The sequence below is a fragment of the Mucilaginibacter terrigena genome (assembly GCF_004168255.1).
GTDB classification, from domain to species: domain Bacteria; phylum Bacteroidota; class Bacteroidia; order Sphingobacteriales; family Sphingobacteriaceae; genus Mucilaginibacter; species Mucilaginibacter terrigena.
Map to the genome: position 1 here is coordinate 584025 of NZ_SEWG01000001.1, position 25597 is coordinate 609621.

A 25597-nucleotide genomic window follows, 5' to 3' on the forward strand; every position below is an offset into this window, starting at 1 on the left:
CCAAAATAACAAAGAATAACAAATGAGCACACAAACTTTTACATATACAGGAACATTTGAGCTGGAATCCGGCCAAAAATTACAAGGACTTGAGATCGGCTTTAATACCTATGGAAGCCTCAATAAAAACCGGGATAATGTAGTGTGGGTATGCCATGCCCTCACTGCAAATTCCGATGTTTTTGACTGGTGGAAAGGGCTCTTCGGCCCCGAAGATCACTTTAACCCTGACGAGCATTTTATCGTTTGCGCCAATGTATTAGGCTCGCCGTATGGTACGGTTAGTCCGTTAAGTATCAATCCCGCAACCGGGCAGCCTTATTACCTGGCCTTCCCTGAGTTTACCATAAGGGATATTGTAAAGGCGCATAAGCTACTGGCCGACCATTTGGAGATCGAGCACATCGAGATACTGTTGGGCGGCTCGCTGGGTGGCCAGCAGGCTATCGAATGGAGCATTATCGAGCCGGACCGGATCAAAAATCTGATATTGATAGCTACCAACTCCAATCACTCGCCCTGGGGTGTTGCCTTTAACGAGTCGCAGCGCCTGGCCATAACTGCCGACCGTACCTTTTACGCGGGATCGCCGGATGGTGGCAGCAAAGGGTTAAAGGCAGCGCGCAGCATAGCGCTCCTATCCTACCGCAGCTATAAAACCTACGCCATTACACAGCGCGAAGACGATGATAACGGCACCGATAACTTTAAGGCATCAACCTACCAGAACTACCAGGGGCAAAAACTGGTGAACAGGTTTAACGCCTACAGCTACTGGTATCTTTCAAAAGCGATGGACTCGCATAATATTGGCCGCGGCAGGCATGGTGTAGAAAAAGCTTTAAGCCTTATTAAGGCCCGCACGCTGGTTATCGGTATAAAGTCCGACGTGTTGTTCCCTATCGAGGAGCAGCAATACCTGTTCAGGCATATCCCGAAATCGGCCTTTGCCGAACTGGATTCGTTTTACGGGCACGACGGCTTTTTAATTGAAACAGAAGATCTTACAAATATCATCACATCGTTTTTTAAAACCGATGTAAAAGGAAAAATAATAGAATTACAAAAAATAGCTTAATGAGCAAGAAACTGAATATAGGCCTCTTCGGATTTGGAGTTGTGGGCCAGGGATTGTACGATATCATCAAAACAAAGAACCTGAATCTCGAAATTGTTAAAATAGCGATCAAAAACCCTGAAAAAGAGCGGTCGCTGCCGCAGGAAATTTTTACTACCGACCGGGACGAGATACTGAACAACCCCGAAATTAATACCGTGGTTGAACTGATAAACGATACCGAGGCCGCTTTCGAGATCGTATCGCGGGCGTTAAGCTCGGGCAAAAACGTGGTATCGGCCAGTAAAAAAATGATAGCCACCTACCTGGATGAACTGATAGCGCTGCAGCATCAGCATGGTACTTCGTTATTATACGAGGGTGCGGTTTGTGGCAGTATCCCTATCATCCGTAACCTGGAAGAATATTACGATAACGAGTTATTGCACTCCATCAGCGGCATCTTCAACGGTTCATCAAATTACATATTATCAAAAGGTTATTTAGAGAACCTTGATTACGATACCGCCCTTAAACAAGCGCAGGACCTTGGCTTTGCCGAAACCGACCCCACCATGGATGTTGGCGGTTACGATGCCAAGTATAAGCTGATCATTGCGGCGGCACACGCTTACGGCGTGGTTATCGACCCGGTAGAGGTGCTGAACATCGGCATCCAAAACCTGTCGCCCAATGACCTGCAATACGCGCGCGAGAAAAAGCTGAAGATAAAACTGGTGCCCGTTGCCAAGGAACTTGATGACAGGCACGTTACCCTGTTTGTGTTACCAAAGTTTGTTAACGAAACCGAATTTTTATACAATGTTGAATATGAGTATAACGGCGTAACCGTGCAGGCAGCATTTGCCGATCAGCAATTCTTTTTTGGGAAAGGTGCCGGCGGCCATCCTACAGGCTCGGCTGTACTGTCGGATATCGCCGCGTTGCGCTACAACTACCAGTACGAATACAAAAAAGCCAAAGCAGAAAATTATTTGCAGTTCACCAATAATGTTGAGGTGAACATTTACCTGCGTTACGATGACGAGGCACTGGTTGAGGCACTGGAGTTTGAGCACATCCACGAGCGTTTTTACTCGGGCAGCTATAAGTTTGTTATAGGTAAGATAAACCTGCAAAAACTGATAGATAACCAGCAAGCCATAGCAGATAACAAAGCCTTTGTTGCCTTTGCAGATCAACTGACCGGCGTTACCTTAGCTGCCGAAAAACAATACGAAGCGGTAGTGTAGTAACATATATCTGCTAAAAATAAAACAGATCGCCTGGTTAACGGGCGGTCTGTTTTTATTTAGGGTATTGCCGTAATTTCGGTATGTTAAGGCCATTATGTAATATTGCACACCTTTAGCAATGTTATGCAAACACTTAAAAAGATCATCTTCAACAAACCCCTTATTCTTTGGCTTTGGTTTGGCCTCAGTTTTTTTGCAGTGGCAAAAGATGTTGTTGTTCATTTTTCGAATAAGGAAACTACGCATAACAACTATATCATTTACAAGCACAACTTTTTAAACCTTAAAAATCAGCATACCCTTTACGGCCCCGAGCCGCAGTATTATAAGGATTTAAATCACTACGGCCCTGTATTTGGATTGGTGATAGCGCCCTTTGCCTTATTACCCAACCAGGCAGGTGTTATACTTTGGGTAATGTTCCTGGCTTTTGTTTTGTATTACGCGGTTACCCAACTGCCTTTAAACAACTCGCAAAAGCTGGTGATATTGCTGCTGAATGTTAATAGTATGATGGGTTCATCGGGCAACGTGCAGGTTAACTCGTTAATTGCGGCGCTGGTTATGTTCAGCTTTATATTTATTCGTAAAAAGCAGGATTTCTGGGCCGCGCTCATGATCATTTTAGGGACCGCAATAAAGCTTTACGGTATTGTGGGGCTGGCATTCTTCTTCTTTTCAGATAATAAAATCAAATTTATATTAAGCCTCGTTTTTTGGTCGGTAGTGTTATTTGCGTTACCAATGCTGATATCTTCTCCTGCCTTTATTATTCAAACCTATCGCGACTGGTACACCGATCTGCTGGCAAAAAACATGGAAAACCTGGCCTCCACCAGGACCAACGTAAGCGTTATGGGGATGATAAAAAAGATATTTTTGGTAGATAACCTGTCAAATATGCTGGTATTGGTGCCGGGCATGATAGTATTTGGCGTGAGTATGTTCCGCATAAAATACTGGCGTAACCTTAAATACCAATTGCTTGGCTTGGCCTCGGTAATGATATTCAGCAATATATTCAGCACCGGTTCCGAGCCGCCAACCTATGTAATTGCCTTTATAGGCGTAAGTGTGTGGTATGTTGTTTTAGACAGGCCAATTACCGGGTACGAGCGTTTCCTGCTCATATTTGCATTGGTGCTCACAAACTTTTCACCGTCGGATCTTTTCCCAAGGTACCTGCGCGATAAGTATGTGATACCTTACGCCCTTATAGCACTGCCATGTTTGCTGATATGGTTAAAAATAGTGTATGAAATGCTGACACGCGATTTTGACAGGAAAGCCGAAGTTTTAGAATTGGCGGTTTTACAAAATAAAGCATAAAACAAAAGGCTTCCGTTTAAGGAAGCCTTTGCTTTTGTAGAACTCACAAATTAAATTAACTATATATTCCTGAACTATAAACTCCTTTTAATGTCCCAATTTTCCAGGTAATGGGCTACCCTGCTTACAAACTGCCCGCCTAAAGCGCCGTCAACCACACGATGATCGTAAGATAACGACAGGAACATCATGTGCCTTATGGCTATAGCATCGCCCTTGGGCGTTTCAATTACGGCAGGTTTCTTTTTAATTGCCCCCACGGCCAGTATTGCTACCTGCGGCTGGTTAATAATGGGCGTACCCATTACGTTACCAAACGACCCAACATTGGTAATGGTAAACGTACCATCGCGTACATCATCGGGCTGTAGTTTGTTGTTGCGGGCGCGGTTAGCCAGGTCATTAACGGCTTTGGTGATGCCGATAAGGCTAAGCTGATCGGCTTTTTTAATAACAGGTACAATAAGGTTACCGCTTGGCAGCGCGGTTGCCATGCTGATATTGATATCTTTTTTCTTGATGATCTGCGTACCGTTAACAGATACATTGATCATCGGGAAATCTTTAATGGCTTTTACAACGGCCTCTATAAATATCGGCGTAAAGGTTATTTTCTCACCCTCGCGTTTCTCAAACGAGCTTTTTATTTTCTCGCGCCAGTTTACCAGTTCGGTTACATCAGCCTCAACAAACGATGTTACGTGCGGCGACGTATGCTTGCTGTAAACCATATGTTCGGCAATAAGCTTACGCATACGGTCCATCTCGATGATCTCGTGCCCGCCCGAAACAGAAGTTGCGGCGGGTTGCGGTTCGGATTTAGGCGCTTCGGCAGCTGGTGCCTGTGCAGCTTCGGGCTGCGGCGCGGCATATGCAGGGGCAGGTGTTGGCTGCGGTGCCGTATATGCAGTTGCGGCTGCCGGCTGTGGTACAGCATTGGCCGGTGCGGGTGTTGGCTGGGCCTGGGCTGCAGGTAACGGAGCCTCCTGTTGCTGAGGGGCAGCGTAACTTTGCGCTGCAGCAGCCTTTGAGCCGCCACGTTTCTGGATATAATCCAGCAGGTCATCTTTTGTTAAACGGCCTTCGGCACCGGTACCCGGTATCTGGTCAAGCTCGTTATTGCCGATACCTTCCTGGTTGGCTATGTTTTTAACTAAAGGCGAGTAAAAACGGTTCTCGTATTTAACGCCGTCTATTGGTGTGCTTTCTCTCTGCTCAATTTGGTCGATGCCGGGTATATTGGCCACCGGTGCGGCTTGTTCAACAGGCTGCGGGCTTGGCTGGGCAACAAATTGTGGTGCTTGTTCTGCAACCGGTTGTGGTGCAGGTGCAGCTACAGGCGCAGGTTCGGCAACCGGCTGGGTAGTGGCCTCTGGCTCATCATTGCTGCCGGCTTCTTCAGTTTCGATGATGGCAATTACAGAACCTACCTGTACTACCTCATCCTCCTTGCAAAGCTGTTCTACTAATTTCCCGGATACTGGTGATGGAACTTCAGAATCGACCTTATCGGTCGCAATTTCCATAACTGCCTCATCTGCTTCTATATAATCGCCAGGTTTTTTATTCCATTTGATTATTGTTGCTTCTGCAACACTCTCACCCATTTTTGGCAGTAATAATTGGTATTTGGCCATACGCAAAACTATAGTTCGTTGGTCAAAATTATACAATTACAACGTCACATTTCAGTTTCTTTTAGTAAAGTAATCAACATAAAAAAGGCCGCTATGGCACTCCTTTCGATGTTTTGAGCGCGCTTATTGCTAAATGTGAATTTCTTTGTAACGGTTTTATTTGTATTTGCCACCGCAATCCATACAGTACCTGCCGGCTTATCTTCCGTCCCCCCTCCGGGGCCGGCAATCCCGGTAATTGCTACCGCATAATCCGATCCGAATTGCCTTAACGCGCCCTCAACCATCTCAGTCGCTGTTTCCTGGCTAACTGCGCCAAACTGGTATAAAGTCTCGTTCTTTACCCCTAAAATATTTTCTTTCAAATCGTTAGAGTAGGTTACCGCCCCACCCAAAAATACCTGTGACGACCCCGCATGCTGGGTTATTAAATGCGAAATGTATCCACCCGTGCAGCTTTCGGCTGCCGACAGGGTAAGGCCTTTATCGGCCATGTGGTTTAGTATCACTTTTTCAAGCGGGGTATCTTCCTGCGCAACCACATTGGTGCCTACCCTGTCCACAATGCGGGCGGCAAAGGCTTCCAGATCATCATTCAGGGATGTTTCGCCGTTACCGTAAGCGCTTAATCTCAAACGCACCTGCCCCATTTTTGGCAAATAGGCAAGTTTAATGTTATCCGGCAGGTCATTTTCTATATCTGCTATCTTTTCGGCCAGGAATGATTCGCCCTCGCCTACTGTAAGTATGGTTTTATGAATGATGACCGGCAGTTTTAATACCTGTTTCAGTTTAGGTATAACGGCTTCCTCCATCATGTACATCATCTCGAAGGGAACCCCCGGCATCGATACATAGATCTTGCCATCGGCATTAAACCACATGCCGGGCGCCGTGCCGTTATTGTTCAGTATTATCTCACAGTTTTCGGGTACTTCGGCCTGTTTGCGGTTCACCTCAAGCAAAGGCCTGTTATAGCGCTTAAAAATGCTGAGCACATTATTTAAAGCATCGTTGTTTAAAACAAGCTTTACGTTAAAATACTCGGCAAGGGTTTGTTTGGTAATATCATCTTTAGTGGGGCCAAGCCCACCGGTTATAAAAATAATATCGGCGCGTTCTTTAGCTTCGGCCAGGGCGTTAAGAATGTGCTGCCTGTCGTCAGATACCGATGAGATCTGCTTCACCCTGATGCCTTCGCTGTTTAATTTTCGCGCCATCCAGGCAGAGTTGGTGTCAACTATCTGCCCAATCAATATTTCGTCCCCAATGGTTATAATTTCTGCCAGCATATCAATAAAAGCCTGCGTTGTTTGTATAATCGCTGCGTTTGCTCAGCTTCAGGTCCTGCAAAATTGATGCCTTCACCTTAAGGGTAACATTATAGGATTTATAAAACCCGAAAGGCAGCCATTGAATAGAAAGGTCCCAGCAATGCAGATCGCGGTATATGGCAAATGATGTGGCATCAGATAGTTTCCCTGCTTTAAGATCGTAGTTGGTGTTGTATTGTATCTTCCATTTATTGGTTATGCTTACATCGCCGCTTAACATTACCGTGTTGGCCGTAGAAGTATTTACAATGTTATTGCTGTAGTTAAAGCTGTAGTTTATTGATATGTTCCAGGGGATATTAAAATCGATGTATGCCCCAGGGTCGCTGTTTATCATGGCAAGCCTTGCCGCCTGGTTGGGGTCCATAGTTTGCAGGGTATTACTTACAGGCACTGCCGGTTTGGGATGAAAGGTTGCCGGGTTTAAGCTGCCGCTCATAGAAAAACTGAAGGATTGCAGCATCGGGAACTTCCCGTCCTGCCACGTAAAGCGATTGATGGGCCGTAAATAATTTTGTAAGCGCCCGTTGGAGATAGAATCACGAACAAGGGTAACGTACGGATTGAATGTGCCGCTGAAGTTGATATTTACCTTTTGATTTAAAACTGATGTATGCCCCGAAAAATTGATATTGGAAAGTTTTAACGAATCGGCCGCGAAGTTATAAAAGGTTGAAAAAGTTAAGCCCTGTAAAATAGGAACCTTTTTGCCCAAACCGGATGTATCGGTGCTTTTGGGTTTAAGCTTGGCTTCGATGGTATTATCGAGCGAAAAACCTATACCGGCCTGTTTGCCCGGCGACGGCCCGCCATAAACAGATTGCTCAAAAATGGAGTATCGCTGTGCATAATAAGGATAAGGCACGGTGGCCGCGCTCACGGCAGTGCGGTAATAGCCGTAACTTGGGTCGCCAAAATCGGGGCGGTAATTAAAACTGATGGACGGAGTTGATACGTGCCTGATGGCTGTTATGTTGCCCTTTTTAAACCTTAGTGTACCATATAATTTTGTTGAAAAGCCGGCATTAAGGCTATATTCACCTGCCCTGGCAAAACCTGCAACAGTATCAACTATTGCATCGCGCGTGCCCCTGTCAAACCTTTTACGGATGCTTTGCAGGTACCAGCGCTCGGTGTAGTTTGCACCTGTATTAAACTGGAAAAACCCAAGGGTAGCATTAAAAGCAACAGGTACCTGGTGCTGCAAGCCACTTTGCAGGCGCTTGGTAAAAGTGTTCGATTTAAAAAGTTCGGCTTCGGGTATGTTGTTCAGTTTATTTGTACCTACCAAACTATAACCAACGGTTATGCGCTGATACCATTTTTGCTCGCCAACACGGTCCTTTGTATCAAAGGGGCTTAAAGTTGCCATGTTAAAACTGAATGTTGGCAGTTCGAGCGTTACGGTTTTTTGGGTAAGGTCCTGGCTGTGGCCAATGCTCACGTTTAAGTTGAACGGTGTACCTGTCCAAACCCTGCCGTATGATATGCTCGACCTTAAGTTGTTTTGCGTAAGGGCCTGCAAGTCGTAACTGTTTTGGTTACGGCTATTGATGTAATTGGTTGATGTGCCCGCGTTAACAGATGCGCTGAACGTTGTACCCGGGTTTGCATTAGGGTCCTGCGAGTGTGTCCACGCGATGTTAAAATCCTTTACGGCCGGATCGCCTGCAAGGCCGTAATTATGCGAGCCGTAGCTTAGTGTTAAATTACCGCCATACTTATAGCGTTTTAAATAGCGTGAGTTAGCGCTTAACTCGTACGACCCTTTGGAGTATAAGCTCGACATAAAGGTAACATCAATATTATCGTTTATACCAATATAATAACCCAGGTTACGCAGGTAAAACCCAAGCTTTTGGTCTTCGCCAAAAGTAGGCAGTATAACGCCTGATGTACGCGAATCGGGCTTTGGGAAAAAACCGAACGGAATAGCAAGCGGTAAAGGCACACCCGCAATTTCCAGGTACGCCGGGCCGGAAATAATACGGTTTTTTTGACCGATACCTTTTGTAATTACTATACCAAAGTGCGTATCGGGCATAGGCAGGTCGCAGGTGCTGAACAATACGTTACGGTAGGCTACTTCTGTTTCGTTTAGCCTTTTAGCCTGCCCTCCTGATATGAAGTTCCCCTCCTGTTCTGATGCGGGGTTCCATATTTTACCTTTTTTTGTTTTGTAATCAAACAGCAGCGAATCGGAAGCGACGGGTTTTTCCTGGCCCGATTTTGATAACGGCCTACCAATGTAACGCTTTGTTTTAGGGTCGATGGCGCCGCTGGCAAATATCAGGTGCCTTTTTTCGTCAATACGGATATATTCGGCATCAAGTTCAAAATCCTCGTAAGTAACCCGCGCCTTACCGTACAGGTACTTCATCTTATTATCGTTATCAACAAACGACGAGTCTTCGGCTACGGCCTTAATTATTGATTTGAGGCCGCCGGCGCTTGGGGTAGTATCTTGTTTGGTGTTAAGTACCGCGGATGGGTTTGGGGCTGTAAAACCACGGCCATTATCTTTAGGAGGAGTGGTTTTGGTGTCCGGTTTAACTTTAAGGAGTTTCTTATCCCTAACAGAATCAAGTTTTATAATAGTATCTTTAACAGTTATATAATGATACCCCCTTTTTGCAGAGGCCATCATGTTAACCATTAATATAAATGCAAGTAGAAAAAAAAGCCTAACTAATTTCAAAATTGATTATGAATAGTATTTTTGCAGGTACAGTTAACAGCGTTCAAACATAATGAAAAATAAAATATTGAACAGATTGAAAAGAGCGATTTGTGGTGTTGGTGCGATAATAATTTGCTTTTCATTGTTTTCGTTCAAATCGACAGATCATCCAAAAAATGATACGGTTGTAAATAATAGTTTCAGGCTGCGCACCGTAATAATAGATGCAGGCCATGGCGTTAAGCCCGAAAACGCCCCTCCCGGCCATTATTCCCGTGGCGCCAATGGCTCATTTTCTTCCGAAAGAAATGTAACGCTTGCTATTGCACTTAAATTGCAGAAAGCTGTTGAAAAAGATTTGGGTGGCGTTAAGGCTGTTTTAACACGCACAACCGAAGAGGATGTATCGTGGGAAAAACGGGCGCAAATTGCTAACGATAATAAAGGGAACCTGTTTATATCGATACACTGCAACTCGCTGGCCGACAGGGTTGTGCGCGAGCGTGTTGGCACAAGGCGCGGCAAGGCCGTGTACCGGTCGGTACGCCGGCCCGACAGATCTGGCAAAGGCGCCCTGATGCTGGTTTATGGTTTGCACCGCTCGCGCGAGGAGCAAAACGCCATAAAGAATAACAAAATAGAGGATGAATCGGACCTTGACGGCGATGGCCTGGACCCTAACGACCCGGTGGTAATTATACTCACCGATGCCTATATGCGTAAATTTCGAAAACAAAGTGTAAAAATTGCAAACTTAATTAGCACTGAAATTGTTCAGACAGACGGCAGGCGTAGCGAAGGGCTACGTGAGCAGGGCGTTTATGTGCTTTGCCACGCCGCGATGCCATCGGTACTGGTAGAGACCGGTTACATTAACAACCCCGAAGAGGAAGAGTATTTAAACTCGGAAGACGGGCAAAATGAAATTGTAAATTCGATATTACGGGCTATAAAAACATATAAAACAGAGGTAGAACAAATAACGCAATAACACAGCTTATACCCTACACCTACACGCACATCTATGAAAATATCTAACGAGACAAAGATCGGGGCACTTACCGCGGTAGCAATAACAATATTAATATTAGGGTACAGCTTTTTAAAAGGCAACGATGTTTTTTCAAGCTCAAATAAATTTTACGCTATTTATCGCAGCGTAGAGGGCTTAACCGTATCGAAACCTGTTTTAGTGAACGGTTTTCAGATAGGCCGGGTATCCAAAATGGAGTTGAAGGGCGATGGCCGCACCACAGTTGAATTTAAGGTAGATAAACAGTATAACGTGCCTGATAATACTTTGGCTAAATTAGAAAGCACCGACCTTTTAGGCGGCAAGGCCATAGTTTTTGAATTGGGTAACAGCACAAAATATGCCGAAGATCAGGATACCCTGCGGGCTGATATACAGGGCAGCCTTGCAGAAAGCCTGCAACCTATTCAAAAGAAAGCCGAAGTACTGATCACCAAGGTAGACTCGGCCCTGGGCGCTATCAACAAGATCATGAACCCCAGGTTCCAGGCCAATGTTGACCGCAGCTTTACAAGTATTGCCAACTCGTTGCAAACTTTAGAAAGCACCACCAAAAAAATAGATGCCATTGTAGGCGCGCAAACCACCCATATCAACGGCATAATGGCTAACGCCGAAGCCGCATCGGCCAATTTAAAGAATAGCAGTTCGCACCTAACAGGGATATCAACAAACTTTGAAAGGTTTAGTACCGATCTGGCCAACTCAAACATAAAAGGCACGCTTGATAATGCCAACAAAGCCGTTGCCGACCTGCAAGCCACCATGGCCAAGATCAACAGTACGCAAGGTTCGCTTGGGTTACTGATGAACGACACCAAAATGTACGATAACCTTAACTCGGCATCCAGCAATTTAAACAACCTGTTTATCGATATCAAGGCACACCCAAGCCGTTACGTACACTTCTCGGTATTTGGTAAAAAGGGAGATTAAGAAATTATCTCCTAATTGATTTGACTGATGTTAAAGGGTTTAAAATGTACTTAATTGGAATAGAAAATATGATCAATTAACATAAAGCCCTGCAATGCCCAAATTTTACGAATCGTTTTTACATGATGTTTTTATAGCTATAATAGCGCTTTTCCCGGTGGTGAACCCTATTGGATCGGCTTTTATGGTTAGCCCGTATTTTGAAAACCTTACAGGTGTCGAAAAGCGCAGGGCGGTAACCCAGATAACTTTGTATGCTTTTTTAATTTGTATAATTGCTTTGTTTGCGGGGCAATGGATACTAAGGCTTTTTGGGATATCAATACCTGTAGTGCAGTTAGCCGGGGGGATCATGATCTGCAAAATGGGCTGGGAATTTTTATCGTCAGATCAGAAAAAAACATCCGCAGAAGACCTGGAAGACAACCCCGAAATTTCGGCATATAAACATATTGCCAATAAACTTTTTTACCCCATTACCTTTCCGGCCACCACAGGCGCCGGTACCATATCGGTACTGTTTACTTTAAGTGCTCACAGTACAGCATTTGGTAGCCCGGCTTATTATCTTAATACGGGCGCTATTATAGTGGCTATATTAGTAATGTGTGTGATGATCTATATTTTTTACCTCAACACAAAAACCATTATCCATTATTTAGGCCCAAATGGAGAAAATATTGTTAACCGGGTATCTGCATTCCTGGTGTTTTGCGTTGGGTTGCAAATAGGAATAGGTGGTTTAAAAGCTATTTTTAAGTTATGAAGGTGGCTGTTACAATTTAATAATAACGAGTATTATCCGCTCCCGCAAGCGTTGGGATTTGTAGCAAAAACTAATCTCTAATCTCTCTACTCACTAATCACAAACGTCTTCCCCTCTACGGCAAGTTCGGTGTTTGGGAAAACGCTTTGGGCTTCATCAAGCAACTCATTTAAGGTTTTGTAGCGGGCCGAGAAATGGCCGATGACCAGTTTGCCCGCGTTTACCTTCATTGCAGCTTCACCGGCCTGTAACGCCGTAGTGTGGTGGGTTTGGTTGGCCCTGTCCAGCATATCGTTCAAAAAGGTAGCTTCGTGGTAAAGCATCGACACCGAGTTTATTTGCCCGGTGTATTTGTCGCTGTAAAGCGTATCAGATACATAAGCGTATGACTTAGGCTCGTCGGACTCTATTGTAAGCGTGTTGTTCTTATGTATAGTGCCATCAGGGGCTTCGTAGTCAGCGCCACGTTTTAGCGCGGTGTAATATGGTATCGGGATATGCAGCTCCTCTATCCTTTCCTTTATCAGCTTTTTCAGTCGCTTTTTTTGCCTGAATAAAAAGCCGGTGCATGGTATGCGGTGGTCAAGCGGTATTGTTTCTACAAAAACATCCTGGTTCTCCAGTATAATGCCACGGGTAACCGCATCTGTAAAAATGAACTCTACGGGATAATTAAGGGTAGTTTCCGAGTATTTTAACTGCAGGTCTACTATTTCTTTCAGCGGCGGCGGGCAAAATATCTTTAACGTTTTTTTGCGCCCGTTAAGGTGCATGGACGATAGCAGGCCAACCAGGCCAAGGTAATGGTCGCCATGCAGGTGGCTTATAAAAATGTACTCGATACGGCTGGCCTTGATATCAAAACGCAGCATTTGCTGCTGGGTTCCTTCGGCGCAGTCAACCAGGTAAAGCTTATCGTTTATGTTAAGTACCTGTGCTGTTGGGTTCCTGTTAAAAATAGGGGTTGCAGAGCTGCTGCCCAGTATAGTAACTTCAAATTTCATACCGGGGGTAACAGGTTATTATCTAACTTCCTTCTTCAGTTCTTTTTCTATTTCCTCCATGAAGATCAGGTCGATACCTTCTTCGCAGGTTGGAACAATAGAAAGCACATTATCTAATTGCGATATGGTAATTAAACGCGCTACGGCCTCGTTCAATCCGCACAGGATAAATGTACCGGTTGCATTTTTGCATAGGCGATGGCCTACCAGTAAGCTGCTTAAGCCTGATGAATCTGCAAACTTCACCTGCGAAAGATCCAGAATAATATTGCGCTGGCCTTCGGTGTTGATCAGGATCAGCTCGGATTTTAGCTGAGGCGTAACCAGTGAGTTTAACTTTGATTCGTTAAGCTTGATAAGGATATATTTCTCGTGCTTGTCAACCGTAAATTTCATTTTGTTCTAATTAAAAAGCTAAGATATAATTAATTTATCTTTAAATAAAGAATTACAAACCGGCCAAAGCCGCATTTATTGAGTTTTCTACACGTTTTACTACATCAGCAGCATCGGGTTTAACAAAGGTTTCGCCCGTAATTTGCTCATATAGTTCGATATACCTTTCAGATATCGACTGTACAATTTCTTTGGTCATTTCCGGAACTTTTTGCCCGTCCTTACCCTGAAAACCGTTCTCGATAAGCCATTTTCTAACAAACTCCTTTGAGAGTTGTTTTTGCGCCTCACCACTTTTTTGGCGTTCGGCATAACCCTCGCTGTAAAAGTACCTGGATGAGTCGGGCGTGTGGATCTCGTCTATCAGGTAAATGGTACCCCCTGCCTTGCCAAACTCGTACTTGGTATCAACTAAGATCAGGCCTTGTTTGGCGGCAATTTCGGAACCGCGTTTAAATAGTTGGCGGGTATAATTTTCCAGCTGAACGTAATCAGCCTCGCTAACAATACCTTGTTTCAGGATTTCCCCGCGCGAAATATCTTCATCGTGCCCTACCGATGCTTTGGTGGTTGGGGTAATGATGGGTTCGGGCAGTATGTCGTTCTCTTTTAAGCCTTCGGGCAGGGTAACACCGCAAACCTGGCGTTTGCCCAGCGCGTATTCGCGGGCAGCATGGCCGGCAAGGTAACCGCGTATCACCATTTCTACCTTAAAGGGCTCGCAAATGCGGCCGATGGTAACAGATGGGTCGGGCACGGTAACTACCCAGTTGGGCACAATATCGGCAGTGGCCTGTAAAAACTTGGCGGCAATCTGGTTAAGTACCTGCCCTTTATATGGGATAGGCTCGGGCAGCACCACATCAAATGCCGAGATCCTATCTGTAACTACCATGGCCAGGTATTTATTATCAATCGTATAAACATCCCTAACCTTACCCTTGTAATAATTGGTTTGCCCTTTAAAATTAAAATGTGTTTCTTTTATTGCGTCCATTTGTGTTAAGTCTTAAGTCGTTAGTTAAGTCTAAAGTCAAAAAGCATACGGCTAAGGACTAAAGACTTTAGACTACGTACTTACTGAATATCCCCGTAAGCTTCCAGGATACGTTTTACCAACTTGTGGCGTACAACGTCTTCCCCGCTCAGGTAAACAATGTCAATTCCTTTTATATCGGTTAATATGCGCAGGGCGGTGTACAAGCCCGACTGCTGTTTCTTCGGCAGATCTATCTGTGTAACATCTCCCGTAACAATAAACTTGGCTGATGGCCCCATACGTGTCAAAAACATCTTTAGCTGCATATCTGTAGCATTCTGCGCCTCATCCAATATTACAAAGCAATTATCCAGCGTACGGCCACGCATAAATGCAAGCGGGGCTATCTCAATGGTGCGGTTCTCCAGGTAAAGCTTCAGCTTTTCGGCCGGGATCATATCATCAAGCGCATCGTATAAGGGGCGCAGGTATGGGTCTATCTTTTCTTTCAGGTCGCCCGGTAAAAAGCCAAGGTTCTCCCCCGCCTCTACTGCGGGGCGGGTAAGGATGATCCGTTTTATCTCTTTGTTTTTTAAAGCCCGTACGGCTAAAGCTACCGCGGTATAGGTTTTACCCGTACCTGCAGGGCCAATAGCAAACAGTATGTCGTTTTTGCTCAGGCTATCTACCATGCGGTGCTGGTTTGGCGTGCGCGCCCTCACCATAATGCCATTTGGGCCAAATACCAATACCTCGCCGCTGGCAAATTTATCCGCCGTGCTTTCACCGGCTGCCGCGGGTTTGGCCGAGGGCTTGGCGCCCAGTATCCGCTCTACATCTATTACGTTTAAACTTTCAAACTTTTCTACATGCTGCACCAACAGGTCAAACTTATCCTGAAAAATGTTTAGCTCGTGCTCGTCGCCTAAAACTTTTACTTCGCTGCCCCGTGCAACTAATTTAAGCTTAGGGAATTGCTTTTTGATGATCTCGAAATGATCGTTATTCGGTCCCCATAAAACTGCGGGGTTAATCTGCTCAATTGTTAACTTTAGCTCGTTCAATAGGAATTGATTTTTGTCAGTTTGCGAATTTTTATGAATTAAAAATTGAATATTTGCACCTTTAATACTCTACAAGATTAGCAATAAATATTTACAAAATTAATGGCAATTATAACTTTAACTACTGACCTGGGCGATAAAGATATTTATCAGGCTGCCCTTAAAGGTAGTATTTATAAATTGCTCCCAACAGTAAATATTGTTGATATTACTAACAATGTGGCGGCCTTTAATGTACAGCAGGCAGCCTTTATTTTAAAGAATAGTTTTTACTATTTCCCCGACGATACAGTACACCTGATAGGCATTGATACTGTGTACAATACGCAAACCCGCTACCTTGCTGTACGGTACAAAAACCACTACTTTGTTGGGGCCGATAACGGCATATTTTCGCTGATGTTTGACCAGGACCCTGAAGAGATTGTGGAAATAAATATTATGCAGGATTTGAAGTTCCTGCACTTCCCGCTGGCAGATATTTTTGTGAAGGCCGCATGCCACCTTGCCAACGGCGGTACCCTTGCCCAGATAGGCCTGCCGGTAACCAGTGTTGAAAATAAAATGAACCTGCACCCCGTGATAGAAAAAAACCTGATCAAAGGCGCGGTGATCTATATAGACTCGTTCCAGAACGTGATAACCAACGTTACCAAAGAGTTTTTTAACCGCGTACAACAAGGCCGCAGGTTTGTATTGTACTTTAAACGTAACGAAACCATAAACCAGCTTAGCTGGCATTATAACGAAGTACCCGAAGGCGAAAAGCTTTGCCTTTTTGGGATTAGCGACCACCTGGAGATTGCCATAAACAAGGGCAACGCCAGCGGACTTTTAGGCCTAAACCTTGGCGATAGTGTAATTATTGATTTTCAATAACCCGTTAAGGCTAATGAAACATTTATTCCTTTTTGCGTTCATCGTGCTTTTTGGCGCGGATGCTTTTGCGCAAATTAAAACAGATTCGGTAGCGTACAGCAAACAGCGCGCTAAAATAAACGCCATGCTTGCCGCCCGTAAAGTAAAGTTTGGCCAGTACGATACCAGCCTTACCAAACGCAGCGGCATTTTTCACCTGCAAACCAAAAACGATATCCGCCGCAGTAACCAGATACTGATGGATATTGTAGATACCGACGATGAGATCTTTATCGAACTGAAAAAATTATTTGATTACCGTACCAGCCAGCTCAACTACACCACTTACCAAAAAAAACAGGTTGAAAGCAACGCGAAGGAGATCGAGAAAACCCGCCTTAGCTACATGGGCACCATTAACAGCTTCCGCGCGCAAAACGACGATTTGAAAGCGCAGCTGGCCAAACAAAAAGAGCGTTACGAAAGCAGGCAACGGATGTTTATTATTGCTATAGTCCTCATGCTAACGTCAATTTTAGCATTGCTGCTGATAAAACGGAAAAGAAAGGCTTAGTTTTGCACGTTTGTAACAATAAATACACAGCGCATATAAATGGCACGAGGACGATTAAACAGTGGCAGCAAGTCGGAAGCAGAACTACCAAAAGCTAAGATAAACAGGCAGAGCATACAAAATATCCGTAAGCTTGTTTCCTATATAAGGCCTTACAGGGGCAAGTTCATTGCAGGTATGTTATGCCTTTTTTTATCAAGCTTAGTTGCCCTGGCCTTCCCTACCTTTTTAGGCGCTTTGGTTGATACCGCGCAAGGCAAGCATTCAAATAAACTGTTACCTGCTACATTGCAGGGGATCGGTGCGCTTGCCTTTATAGTTTTATTTTGCCAGGCCTTTGTTTCCTTTTTCCGTATCCTCTGGTTTGTACAGGTGGCCGAAAGATCTTTGGCCGATATCAGGCGCGATACCTATTTTAAACTGATAACCCTGCCGATGAACTTTTTTGCCAATCGGCGGGTTGGCGAGCTTAATAGCCGTATATCTGCCGATCTTTCGCAAATACAGGATACTTTAACAACAACCCTTGCCGAAATAATACGGCAGTTTGTGTTACTGGTTGGCGGTATTGTTTTCCTGGCCATAGTATCTATTAAATTAACGTTTGCCTTGTTATTGATGTTACCTGTTTTAATTGTGGTAGCTGTATTTTTTGGGCGTTTTATCAGAAAAATATCACGGGAGGCACAGGATAAGCTTGCCGAATCGAATACCATTGTTGAGGAAACCCTGCAAGGGATAGCCAATGTTAAGGCATTTGTTAAAGAGGCTTACGAAGCAACCCGGTACGACAAAATATTACGTGATGTAGTTAACATTGCTGTTAAGGGCGCTAAATTCAGGGGTATATTTGCTTCGTTTATTGTGTTTTGCTTTTTTGGTGCAGTTGTGGCCGTTATATGGTATGGTTCGGTATTGGTAAGCCACGGCGACCTTACCATTGGGGCGTTATTTAAATTTACTTTATATGCCGTATTTGTTGGTGCGGCTATGGGCAGCTTCCCCGAGTTGTATGCCAACCTGCAAAAAGCCGTTGGCGCCAGCGAGCGCGTTTTAGAGATACTGGACGAGCATGGCGAAGATGTTTCTATAAATGCAGAAGATAACCTTATCAAACAAAAAATTTACGGCAACCTGGCGTTCAATAACGTGGTGTTTGCCTATCCCTCCCGGTCGGAACTTACTGTTTTAAAAAACATCTCTTTTACCGCCGATGCAGGCCAGCGCGTAGCTATTGTGGGGCCAAGCGGTTCGGGTAAATCAACCATGGCGGCGCTGATACTGCAGTTTTACCATCCGCAAAGCGGCAGTATTTACTTTGACGGATTAGACGCTGAAGAGTATTCGTTAACCGATATCCGCAACCAGGTAGCCATCGTTCCGCAGGATGTATTGCTGTTTGGCGGCACCATATTAGAGAATATTGCCTACGGTAAACTGGGCGCCGATAAGGACGAGATCATCGCCGCAGCCAAAAAGGCCAACGCCGACCAGTTCATCACCTCCTTCCCCGAAGGTTACGATACCGTTGTGGGCGAGCGCGGCGTAAAACTATCCGGCGGGCAGCGCCAGCGCATTGCCATTGCAAGGGCATTGCTTAAAAACCCGGCTATCCTGATCCTTGACGAGGCCACCTCCTCGCTGGATTCGGAATCTGAACGTTTGGTGCAGGAAGCCCTGGAAGTATTGATGAAAGGCCGTACGTCCATCATCATCGCCCACCGTTTATCAACCATCCGCGAGGCAGATAAGATCATCGTACTGGAAAAAGGGAACATCATCGAAACCGGTAACCACCAGGAACTGATAGCCAATGAGCAGGGCTTATACCGTTATTTAAGCCAACTGCAATTTGAAACCGCGCAGAGCTAATTTACCAGGTGTCCCACTAAATATTATACAACGCGGGACACTCCTGCAAAACACTAATAATCAATTATTTACCATTTATAAAATTTTAATTTTACCTCAACTAAAACTTCACCATTTTTATATTAACTATTTGTAAATAAATATTTTATAATTTTTTTAAAGGGTGTCCCACTCGTTTCTGAATGGGACGGAATGGGACACCCCCTGATTCAATTTTGGATTTACGAATTACGATTTCGGATTTTAATAGCCTGTTATATCTCGATCCATCCTGAAATAAGTTTGCGGTTTTGAATCTTAGTACTCGGGTTGATTTGCACTTTTTTCGCCCCGAAACCAACTTTAAATCGTTATTATTGCAATAGGCCCGACACCTTGCCGGGCCTGCGAACTATATACATGAAACTAACTATACACGGCGCTGCCCGCCAGGTTACGGGCAGTATGCACCTGCTGCAGGCAGGGCAATATAAGATACTGATAGACTGCGGACTCGATTACGAAAAAGACCACAACGTACAGGTTAACGAAGATTTTGGCTTCCGCCCCGAAGAGATAGATGTAGTTATCCTCACCCATGCCCATATCGACCACTCGGGCAACCTGCCCACGCTGGTACGCATGGGTTTTAACGGCCAGATCCTCTGCACGCCCCCTACCGCCGATCTAACGGAACTGTTACTGATGGATTCGGTAAACATATTTTTGCAAAAGGCGCAAAAGGGTAATCACCGCAACCGGCGCAAACACAAACATAGCAGCGGCGGGCCGCAACCCCTTTACCTGCAAAAGCACGTTATGGATACGGTAGAGCGCTTTGTAACCATTGGTTACAATAAACCTTTCCGCATTACGGGTGATATTGAGCTAACGTTCGTCCCGGCCGGTCACCTGCTTGGCGCTGCTGCCGCAGTGCTAAAAATAAACGACGAAGGCGTAGAAAAAACCATAGCCTTTACCGGCGATATTGGCCGCAAGAACTACCCGGTACTCAACGACCCTGAACCCCTGCCCCCGGTCGATTATATCGTATCAGAATCTACTTACGGAGGCAGGATGCACACCAAAGGCAAATCGGTACAGGAAACGCTGATAGAAACCATCGAGAAGGTTTGCATTATGGAACAGGGCCGGTTAATTATCCCCGCTTTTAGCATTGGCCGCACGCAGTCGCTGGTATTTGCGCTTAATAAGATCTTTAATGCAGGTTTGCTCCCTCCTGTTAAGGTTTTTGTGGATAGCCCTATGGCTGCCCGTGCAACCAGCCTGTACCGCAAGCACCACAACCTGGTAAATGCCGAAGCGCAGGAATTTTACAATAAACAAGGCGACGAGTTTGAATTTGAGCACCTTACCTATGTAGAGAGTTTAAAGGATAGCCGGCAGGTATCCAATTATTACGAGCCCTGTATCATCATCTCATCCGCAGGGATGCTGGAAGGTGGCCGCATCCAGGACCACCTGTTCTATAATATTCAAAATTACTACTGCACCATCTTATTCATAGGCTACTGCGCCAAAGGTACGCTGGGTTACCGCCTGCTTCGCGGCGACCCTATTGTGCATATCAAAGACCGCGATCTGTCCGTTTACGCCACCATCAAGCAAACAGATGTTTTAAGCGCCCACGGCGATCATGAGGACCTGCTGAATAACATTAAGGGACAGGACGTAAACAGCCTTAAAGGGGTTTATCTGGTGCATGGCGAGGCCACCAGTATGCAGGCCATGGCCGAGGCGTTGGAGGAGGATGGTTATAAGGTTGTGATTCCCGAAAAAGCGATGGCATACGAGTTGTAAATGGCTTTATCTATTCCACGCGCGTCATTGCGAGGTACGAAGACAACCGACCGTAGGGAGCTCATTAATTCCTTAAAAAAAAATCAAACTCCTTAATAATCTCTTGCTGTATAGGGCCATAGATTAGTTCTCTGTTAGGAATGGGTGAAGTATATTAATCGTCAGTGGATGTTCATTTTTTCGTATTGTGCTAATTTTGTTTTGGCACTCAAGAGGGCTACGCCGTTCTTTTTTGTCGCAAAAAAGAAACGAACCAAAGAAAAAACACGCGGCTGTACCGCGTCGCTGTCAAAGGGTGTGGAAAGGCAGTGCCAGTGCTATCCGCAACGCGCTAAGGCCGCATTAGAAGGGCTTATGTCAGGTTCTTCAGGCTCATATTTTTTACTATTTGTCATGCTGAGCGATAGCGAAGCATCTAATAGCAGACATGCTTATTCCAGAGAATAGTTCAACAATAAATCCTTCGCTATCGCTCAGGATAACAAAAATTAGATTTCTTTTTCTTACGAGCGTTGGCCCAAATGTAAAAGCGGGCGGGCCGGTCCAAAGGACTCCTTCGGAGGATATGGCGGGAATGGCGGTTTAGCGTCGAAGTCCGCGCATGCGGCGAGAAAGCGTTAAGAACCGGCAGGGCGGGCGGAAGCGTCGCTTTGACTTGGCCTTTTCTTTTGGTTCGTTTTCTTTGCGGCTAAGGCAAAGAAAATGAACATCCACAGGCCTGACGCTACTCACTACCCAATCCTAACGAAGAACTAACTGGCAAATTGTTTGATAGAGATTGCTTATCGTCCTCTCAAAAACGAGTGGGAAAGTATTATTTATAAAACTCCTCCGTCGCTGCCACTAAGGTAACATGCTCTAATACCGGGTCTGTTTCCAGGCCGCTTGCCCAAAGCTCTTCGTCAAATTTTTTAAAGGATGCCAATGAGGTTAAAATATCATGCGCCTCCTCATTTTCAAATTGGTCGAAGTGCATAAAGGATTTGCCATCGGGCAGCAGCCAGGTGCTGCATTTGATGCCGGGATGGTTGAGTTCTTTTAGTTCTTTAGCAATGCCGGCTATGTTAGCCTGGTTTATCGGTGCAAATGCTGCTGTGGTAGTGTATTGTACCCGTGTTGCTCTCATGTTTGGTAATTTGATAATTCAAATTTAGGTTTGATAACGGTAAGTTGTGAGGCGAATTAAGACGACTTGAGGGGTGTATTGCGGCAGGATGTATTCAAAGGCTTCAAACCTGCTTGTCATGCTGAGCGAGAGCGAAGAATCTAATCGCCGGATGCTTCCCTTCGTTAATGAACATTATTCTTATTTACCTTATCAGCCGCTCGTTTACAGGCTTTCACCATACTGGGGTTCCCTTTTAAAAGAATTAAAGTCCGATTGTAGGTGTCCTTATTGAAGTGAGGCCCATCTAAAAAGAAATACCAGAACCTGTCTATTTCGTTTTGGCTTTTAGCTTTCAAAAGGGGTATGAGCAAGGATGAATGGCCGAAGAAGTAATTTCTTAAATCGCTTTGAAAGTAATTTTCAGCATCGGCTTCCCACGTGCCGTTTTTGGTGATGGAAAGCAATTTTTGAGCGAATACTTTTTCGTCTACCGATTTGGCTGTTTTGAAAAAGTAATTGATATGGCCCAAGGCCTGTCTATAGTATATTGCTCCGCCTTTTGCTTCATCGTATCCATACATTCTCTGGAAGTCGGTAAATGTATCGGGGAAAAGGTTAAAGAATGCCCTTTCGTACTGCTTTGTATTTCCTTTTAATGATGCCGAATAGATATCGCCAAGGTTTGCTTTAGTATTCACCTGCGCATGTAAAATGGATGGCATAGCAATCGCCATCAGGATAATAATATATTTAAGAGAGCTTCTCATTTTAATTATAGGTGATATAAAATAAGGAGGCTCTGCTGGAGCCGTTTAATACATTGTTATTTCTATAAACAGGATGCTCCTATGGAGCTAAAGATATATACTATTTGTATAAACATGATGCTCCTGTAGGCCCTTGCCTTGAAAACTCCGTTAGGAGTTCCCTGTTAATAGAAGGAAAGCTAAAAGAATCCTGGCTCCTTAGGAGCCTCCTCTTGCCTCTGCTCAATCCCGGTTACACATTCCCCCACCCATTCGCCAATACATCGGCTATGTGGATAGTTTTGATAGGCAGGTTGTTTTTATCGATATAGCCCTGCAGGTGCAGCAGGCACGATGCATCGGTAGAAATAATATAGTCGGCTTTAGCGGCTAAGGCGTTATCTACTTTTTGCTGGGCCATGGCGGTTGCTATGGCATCAAACTTAACGGCAAAGGTACCACCGAAACCGCAGCAGGTTTCGTTATTCTTCAGGTCTACCATCTCCAGGCCCAGTACTTTGGAGAGCAGCTGGCGGGGTTCGTCCTTTATTTTGCATTCGCGCAGGCCGGCGCAGCTATCGTGGTAAACGGCGCGGCCTTCCAGCTCGGCGCCAAAATAATCAACCTGTAATATGTTCACTAAAAAATCGCTCAGCTCGTAAATATTGCTTTGGATGTTGCGGCATTTATTATGCGATGTGGTGTTGGTGAACAGGTCGTTATAATAATTGCGCACCATGCCCGTGCAGGATGCCGACGGCGATACAATTACGCTGTCCTCATGAAAATCGTTCAGGAACTTGCTGCCCACGGTTTTGGCATCGTCCCAAAAACCGGCATTAAAGGCGGGCTGGCCGCAGCAGGTTTGCTCGGGGTTATAATTAACCGTACAGCCGGCCTTTTCAAGTACCTTAACAGTATTAAAAGCGGTGGCGGGATACAACTGATCTAAAAAACACGGAATAAACAATTCAATTGTCATCTGTACAGGTAAATGTTAAAGGGGGCTAAATTCGGTATTTTTCTGAACTTTCTGCTCTGTTCTTAATAAAGAAAACAATAAGATGATCCCGATAACAAAGAATAAGCCTAAAACCAATGTAGAGTTGCGCATGCTCCCGGTCAGTTCTTCTATCAACCCAAAACTGAATAAACCGCCCACTATCGCCAGCTTTTCGGTAACGTCGTAAAAACTGAAGAAGGATGCCGTATCAGGGATATTCTGCGGTAAAAATTTTGAGTAGGTAGACCGTGAAAGCGACTGGATGCCGCCCATTACCAAACCTACCACAACGGCAATGATATAAAACTCGGTAGAAGTAGTGGTAAAATATGCAGCGATACAAACCCCTATCCAGATGAAAACCACAAATATAAGGATGCGCACGTTACCGTATTTATCAGACAGGCGCGACATTAGTGTAGCGCCCACTATGGCAACTATTTGGATGATAAGGATAATGGTGATCAGCTCGGGCGTTTTCATGCCCAGTTCTTTTGCCGCGAAACCGGTTGCAACCAGCATAATGGTTTGCACCCCCATCGAGTAGAAAAAGAAGGATGGCAAAAACTTTTTCACCAGCGGCATCGATTTTATTTTAACCCAAACGTTGCCCAGCTCGATAAAGCCGCCTTTGATGATGTTATGCTGGTGCGTTTGCGCGTTGGGGCTTCCCTTAGGCAATACCGAGAACGGGATCATGGCAAAGCCTATCCACCAGATACCCACCAGCAGGAAGGAGATCTGCGCGGGTAAAGATTTATCTGTTATGCCAAAAGTACCCGGCGATAATACAAACGCGAAACATATCATTTGCAGTAATACACTGCCAATATAGCCGTAAGTGAAACCTTTTGCGCTTACCTTATCCTGCATATCAAGCGTGGCAATTTCGGGCAGGTACGAGTTGTAAAAAACAAAGCCGCCGCTGTAGCCAATGGCAGCAAGCGCAAAGCAGATAACGCCAAATTCAAGCCGGTCGGTGTTAAAAAAGAACAGGCCGCAGCAGGCGGCCGAACCCAGCAGCGTAAAAAACTGCATGAAGATCTTTTTATTACCGCGATAATCGGCAATGGAAGTTAATATGGGTAACAGCAGCACCATAACCATATAAGCAGCGGCCAATGCGTAATCTGTAAGGGCGGTGTTTATAAAACTAAGCCCAAAGAAACTTACGCGGTTCCCATTATTGGGGTTAGCGGTTATGGCTACATAGTAAGCCGGGAAAACTGTTGTTGTGATAACAAGGTTGTACGCGGAGTTGGCCCAATCGAACATGGCCCAGGCGCGTATGGTTTTAGGGTTATTTTTTGCTTCCATTGCACACTAAAAGTATGCAATTTTTGGAGTATAAGAAAAATTTGAAAAAATGAACCATTACCAGCTATCCCAAAGCAAACTCCACTGCCGCTGCCGAGTGGATCTGCGTGGTATCAAACTGTATCACATCGGTATCTTCGGGCATTATTAGTAATGGGATCTCGGTGCAGCCCAGTATAATTCCCTGCGCGCCCTGTTGTATCAAACTGTTAATTATTTGCAGGTAGCGGGCTTTGGTTTCCGCTAAAAAAATGCCTTTGCCCAGTTCGTCCATTAAGGTTTGGTGGATAAAATCGCGGTCGGCCGGGTTGGGTGTGATGGGTTGGATACCAGCGGCGGATAACCTATCAGTAAAAAACGCGCGCTCCATGGTAAACTTTGTACCCAATAAGCCAACTTTGGTTAGTCCATACTTGTTGATCACTTTAGCAGTTGCTGTCGCGATGTTGATCACCGGCAGCCCTATACCCTGCTCCGCTTCATCGGCAATTAAATGCAAAGTATTCGCGCACAGGATGATGGCTTCGGCGCCGGCGTTGCGCAAGCCTATGCCCGAATCTATTACCATTTTCGTGGTTTTGGCCCAATCGTTAGCGGCGTGGTTTTTGGCGATATCGGCGTAATTAAACGAGTGCAGCAGTAACTGCGCTGCATTTACACCGCCCAGTTTATCATTTATACCCTGGTTAATAAAGCGGTAATAATCAATCGTAGATATCCAACTGGTACCGCCGATAAGCCCTAAAGTTTTCATGTGGTAAAACTATCAATATTTGCAAATCCCCGAACCTGTTTTGAAGCAAAACCCAACAAAATGCCCGCTTTTTACATTATGCTTACGCAGTGCG

General features: G+C 45.0%; 22 protein-coding genes. 10 read left to right on the plus strand and 12 right to left on the minus strand.

Translation table 11 applies throughout. The features are described 5' to 3' along the window. Nucleotides 1-22: 22 nt before the first annotated feature. The 3 genes from EWM62_RS02550 (at nt 23) to EWM62_RS02560 (ending at nt 3642) form a co-directional block, all read left to right on the plus strand. The gene (locus EWM62_RS02550; RefSeq protein ID WP_129875061.1) at nt 23-1078 is read left to right on the plus strand and encodes a homoserine O-acetyltransferase family protein; all 1056 of its coding nucleotides are present in this window, start codon (nt 23-25) and stop codon (nt 1076-1078) included. After that, nucleotides 1078-2310: a homoserine dehydrogenase gene (locus EWM62_RS02555; protein ID WP_129875062.1), complete on the plus strand. Its 1233-nt coding sequence runs from the start codon at nt 1078-1080 to the stop codon at nt 2308-2310. The genes EWM62_RS02550 and EWM62_RS02555 overlap by 1 nt, the downstream gene beginning before the upstream one ends. A gap of 126 nt (nt 2311-2436) precedes the next feature. Then, nucleotides 2437-3642 carry a glycosyltransferase family 87 protein gene (locus EWM62_RS02560; RefSeq protein ID WP_129875063.1) on the plus strand — a complete coding sequence of 402 codons (1206 nt, stop codon included), beginning with the start codon at nt 2437-2439 and terminating at the stop codon, nt 3640-3642. Nucleotides 3643-3716: 74 nt separating this feature from the next. Here the strand turns inward: EWM62_RS02560 and EWM62_RS02565 are convergent, their stop codons facing one another. Genes EWM62_RS02565 through EWM62_RS02575 form a run of 3 tightly spaced genes read right to left on the minus strand, consistent with a single transcriptional unit; the run spans nt 3717 to nt 9260 of the window. Further along, nucleotides 3717-5279 (minus strand): dihydrolipoamide acetyltransferase family protein, encoded by a 1563-nt coding sequence (locus EWM62_RS02565; RefSeq protein ID WP_129875064.1) that lies wholly within the window; start codon nt 5277-5279, stop codon nt 3717-3719. 44 nt (nt 5280-5323) lie between these two features. Continuing rightward, a complete protein-coding gene (locus tag EWM62_RS02570; RefSeq protein WP_129875065.1) occupies nt 5324-6571 on the minus strand; it encodes a competence/damage-inducible protein A in 1248 nt (415 codons plus the stop codon). A gap of 1 nt (nt 6572) precedes the next feature. Then, nucleotides 6573-9260 carry a putative LPS assembly protein LptD gene (locus tag EWM62_RS02575; RefSeq protein WP_129875066.1) on the minus strand — a complete coding sequence of 896 codons (2688 nt, stop codon included), beginning with the start codon at nt 9258-9260 and terminating at the stop codon, nt 6573-6575. Between the two features lie 103 nt (nt 9261-9363). Here EWM62_RS02575 and EWM62_RS02580 point away from each other — a divergent pair, with 103 nt between their 5' ends. From EWM62_RS02580 to EWM62_RS02590, 3 genes are all read left to right on the plus strand, one after another. Further along, nucleotides 9364-10284: an N-acetylmuramoyl-L-alanine amidase family protein gene (locus tag EWM62_RS02580; RefSeq protein WP_129875067.1), complete on the plus strand. Its 921-nt coding sequence runs from the start codon at nt 9364-9366 to the stop codon at nt 10282-10284. Between the two features lie 33 nt (nt 10285-10317). Continuing rightward, nucleotides 10318-11262, plus strand: a complete 945-nt coding sequence (locus tag EWM62_RS02585) for an MlaD family protein (protein ID WP_129875068.1) — start codon at nt 10318-10320, stop codon at nt 11260-11262. A 94-nt stretch (nt 11263-11356) separates the two neighbouring features. After that, nucleotides 11357-12028: a MarC family protein gene (locus EWM62_RS02590; RefSeq protein ID WP_129875069.1), complete on the plus strand. Its 672-nt coding sequence runs from the start codon at nt 11357-11359 to the stop codon at nt 12026-12028. 86 nt (nt 12029-12114) lie between these two features. Here EWM62_RS02590 and EWM62_RS02595 read toward each other — a convergent pair whose 3' ends face one another. The 4 genes from EWM62_RS02595 to EWM62_RS02610 all read right to left on the minus strand — a co-directional run bounded on the left by EWM62_RS02595 (nt 12115) and on the right by EWM62_RS02610 (nt 15471). Beyond that, nucleotides 12115-13032 carry a ribonuclease Z gene (locus EWM62_RS02595; protein WP_129875070.1) on the minus strand — a complete coding sequence of 306 codons (918 nt, stop codon included), beginning with the start codon at nt 13030-13032 and terminating at the stop codon, nt 12115-12117. A gap of 18 nt (nt 13033-13050) precedes the next feature. After that, nucleotides 13051-13428, minus strand: a complete 378-nt coding sequence (locus EWM62_RS02600) for an STAS domain-containing protein (RefSeq protein WP_129875071.1) — start codon at nt 13426-13428, stop codon at nt 13051-13053. A 52-nt stretch (nt 13429-13480) separates the two neighbouring features. Next, nucleotides 13481-14425, minus strand: a complete 945-nt coding sequence (locus tag EWM62_RS02605) for a phosphoribosylaminoimidazolesuccinocarboxamide synthase (RefSeq protein WP_129875072.1) — start codon at nt 14423-14425, stop codon at nt 13481-13483. An 80-nt stretch (nt 14426-14505) separates the two neighbouring features. Further along, entirely contained in the window at nt 14506-15471 is a 966-nt protein-coding gene (locus EWM62_RS02610) for a PhoH family protein (protein ID WP_129875073.1), read from the minus strand. A gap of 102 nt (nt 15472-15573) precedes the next feature. Here EWM62_RS02610 and EWM62_RS02615 point away from each other — a divergent pair, with 102 nt between their 5' ends. The 4 genes from EWM62_RS02615 to EWM62_RS02630 all read left to right on the plus strand — a co-directional run bounded on the left by EWM62_RS02615 (nt 15574) and on the right by EWM62_RS02630 (nt 20575). Further along, the gene (locus EWM62_RS02615; RefSeq protein ID WP_129875074.1) at nt 15574-16350 is read left to right on the plus strand and encodes an SAM hydrolase/SAM-dependent halogenase family protein; all 777 of its coding nucleotides are present in this window, start codon (nt 15574-15576) and stop codon (nt 16348-16350) included. Nucleotides 16351-16363: 13 nt separating this feature from the next. Further along, the gene (locus EWM62_RS02620) at nt 16364-16903 is read left to right on the plus strand and encodes a hypothetical protein (RefSeq protein ID WP_129875075.1); all 540 of its coding nucleotides are present in this window, start codon (nt 16364-16366) and stop codon (nt 16901-16903) included. Between the two features lie 39 nt (nt 16904-16942). Continuing rightward, nucleotides 16943-18775 carry an ABC transporter ATP-binding protein gene (locus tag EWM62_RS02625; RefSeq protein ID WP_129875076.1) on the plus strand — a complete coding sequence of 611 codons (1833 nt, stop codon included), beginning with the start codon at nt 16943-16945 and terminating at the stop codon, nt 18773-18775. Nucleotides 18776-19174: 399 nt separating this feature from the next. Next, nucleotides 19175-20575 (plus strand): MBL fold metallo-hydrolase, encoded by a 1401-nt coding sequence (locus tag EWM62_RS02630; RefSeq protein WP_129875077.1) that lies wholly within the window; start codon nt 19175-19177, stop codon nt 20573-20575. A gap of 814 nt (nt 20576-21389) precedes the next feature. On the opposite strand, the gene EWM62_RS02635 is transcribed toward EWM62_RS02630, so the two are convergent. From EWM62_RS02635 to EWM62_RS02655, 5 genes are all read right to left on the minus strand, one after another. Further along, entirely contained in the window at nt 21390-21701 is a 312-nt protein-coding gene (locus tag EWM62_RS02635; protein ID WP_129875078.1) for a hypothetical protein, read from the minus strand. A gap of 164 nt (nt 21702-21865) precedes the next feature. Beyond that, nucleotides 21866-22450, minus strand: a complete 585-nt coding sequence (locus tag EWM62_RS02640) for a hypothetical protein (protein ID WP_129875079.1) — start codon at nt 22448-22450, stop codon at nt 21866-21868. A gap of 232 nt (nt 22451-22682) precedes the next feature. Then, on the minus strand, nt 22683-23411 hold the full coding sequence (locus tag EWM62_RS02645) for a (Fe-S)-binding protein (RefSeq protein WP_129875080.1): 729 nt from the start codon (nt 23409-23411) through the stop codon (nt 22683-22685). A gap of 15 nt (nt 23412-23426) precedes the next feature. After that, nucleotides 23427-24749 carry an MFS transporter gene (locus tag EWM62_RS02650; protein WP_129875081.1) on the minus strand — a complete coding sequence of 441 codons (1323 nt, stop codon included), beginning with the start codon at nt 24747-24749 and terminating at the stop codon, nt 23427-23429. Between the two features lie 64 nt (nt 24750-24813). Further along, nucleotides 24814-25503 carry an aspartate/glutamate racemase family protein gene (locus EWM62_RS02655; RefSeq protein ID WP_129875082.1) on the minus strand — a complete coding sequence of 230 codons (690 nt, stop codon included), beginning with the start codon at nt 25501-25503 and terminating at the stop codon, nt 24814-24816. Nucleotides 25504-25597 lie beyond the last annotated feature (94 nt).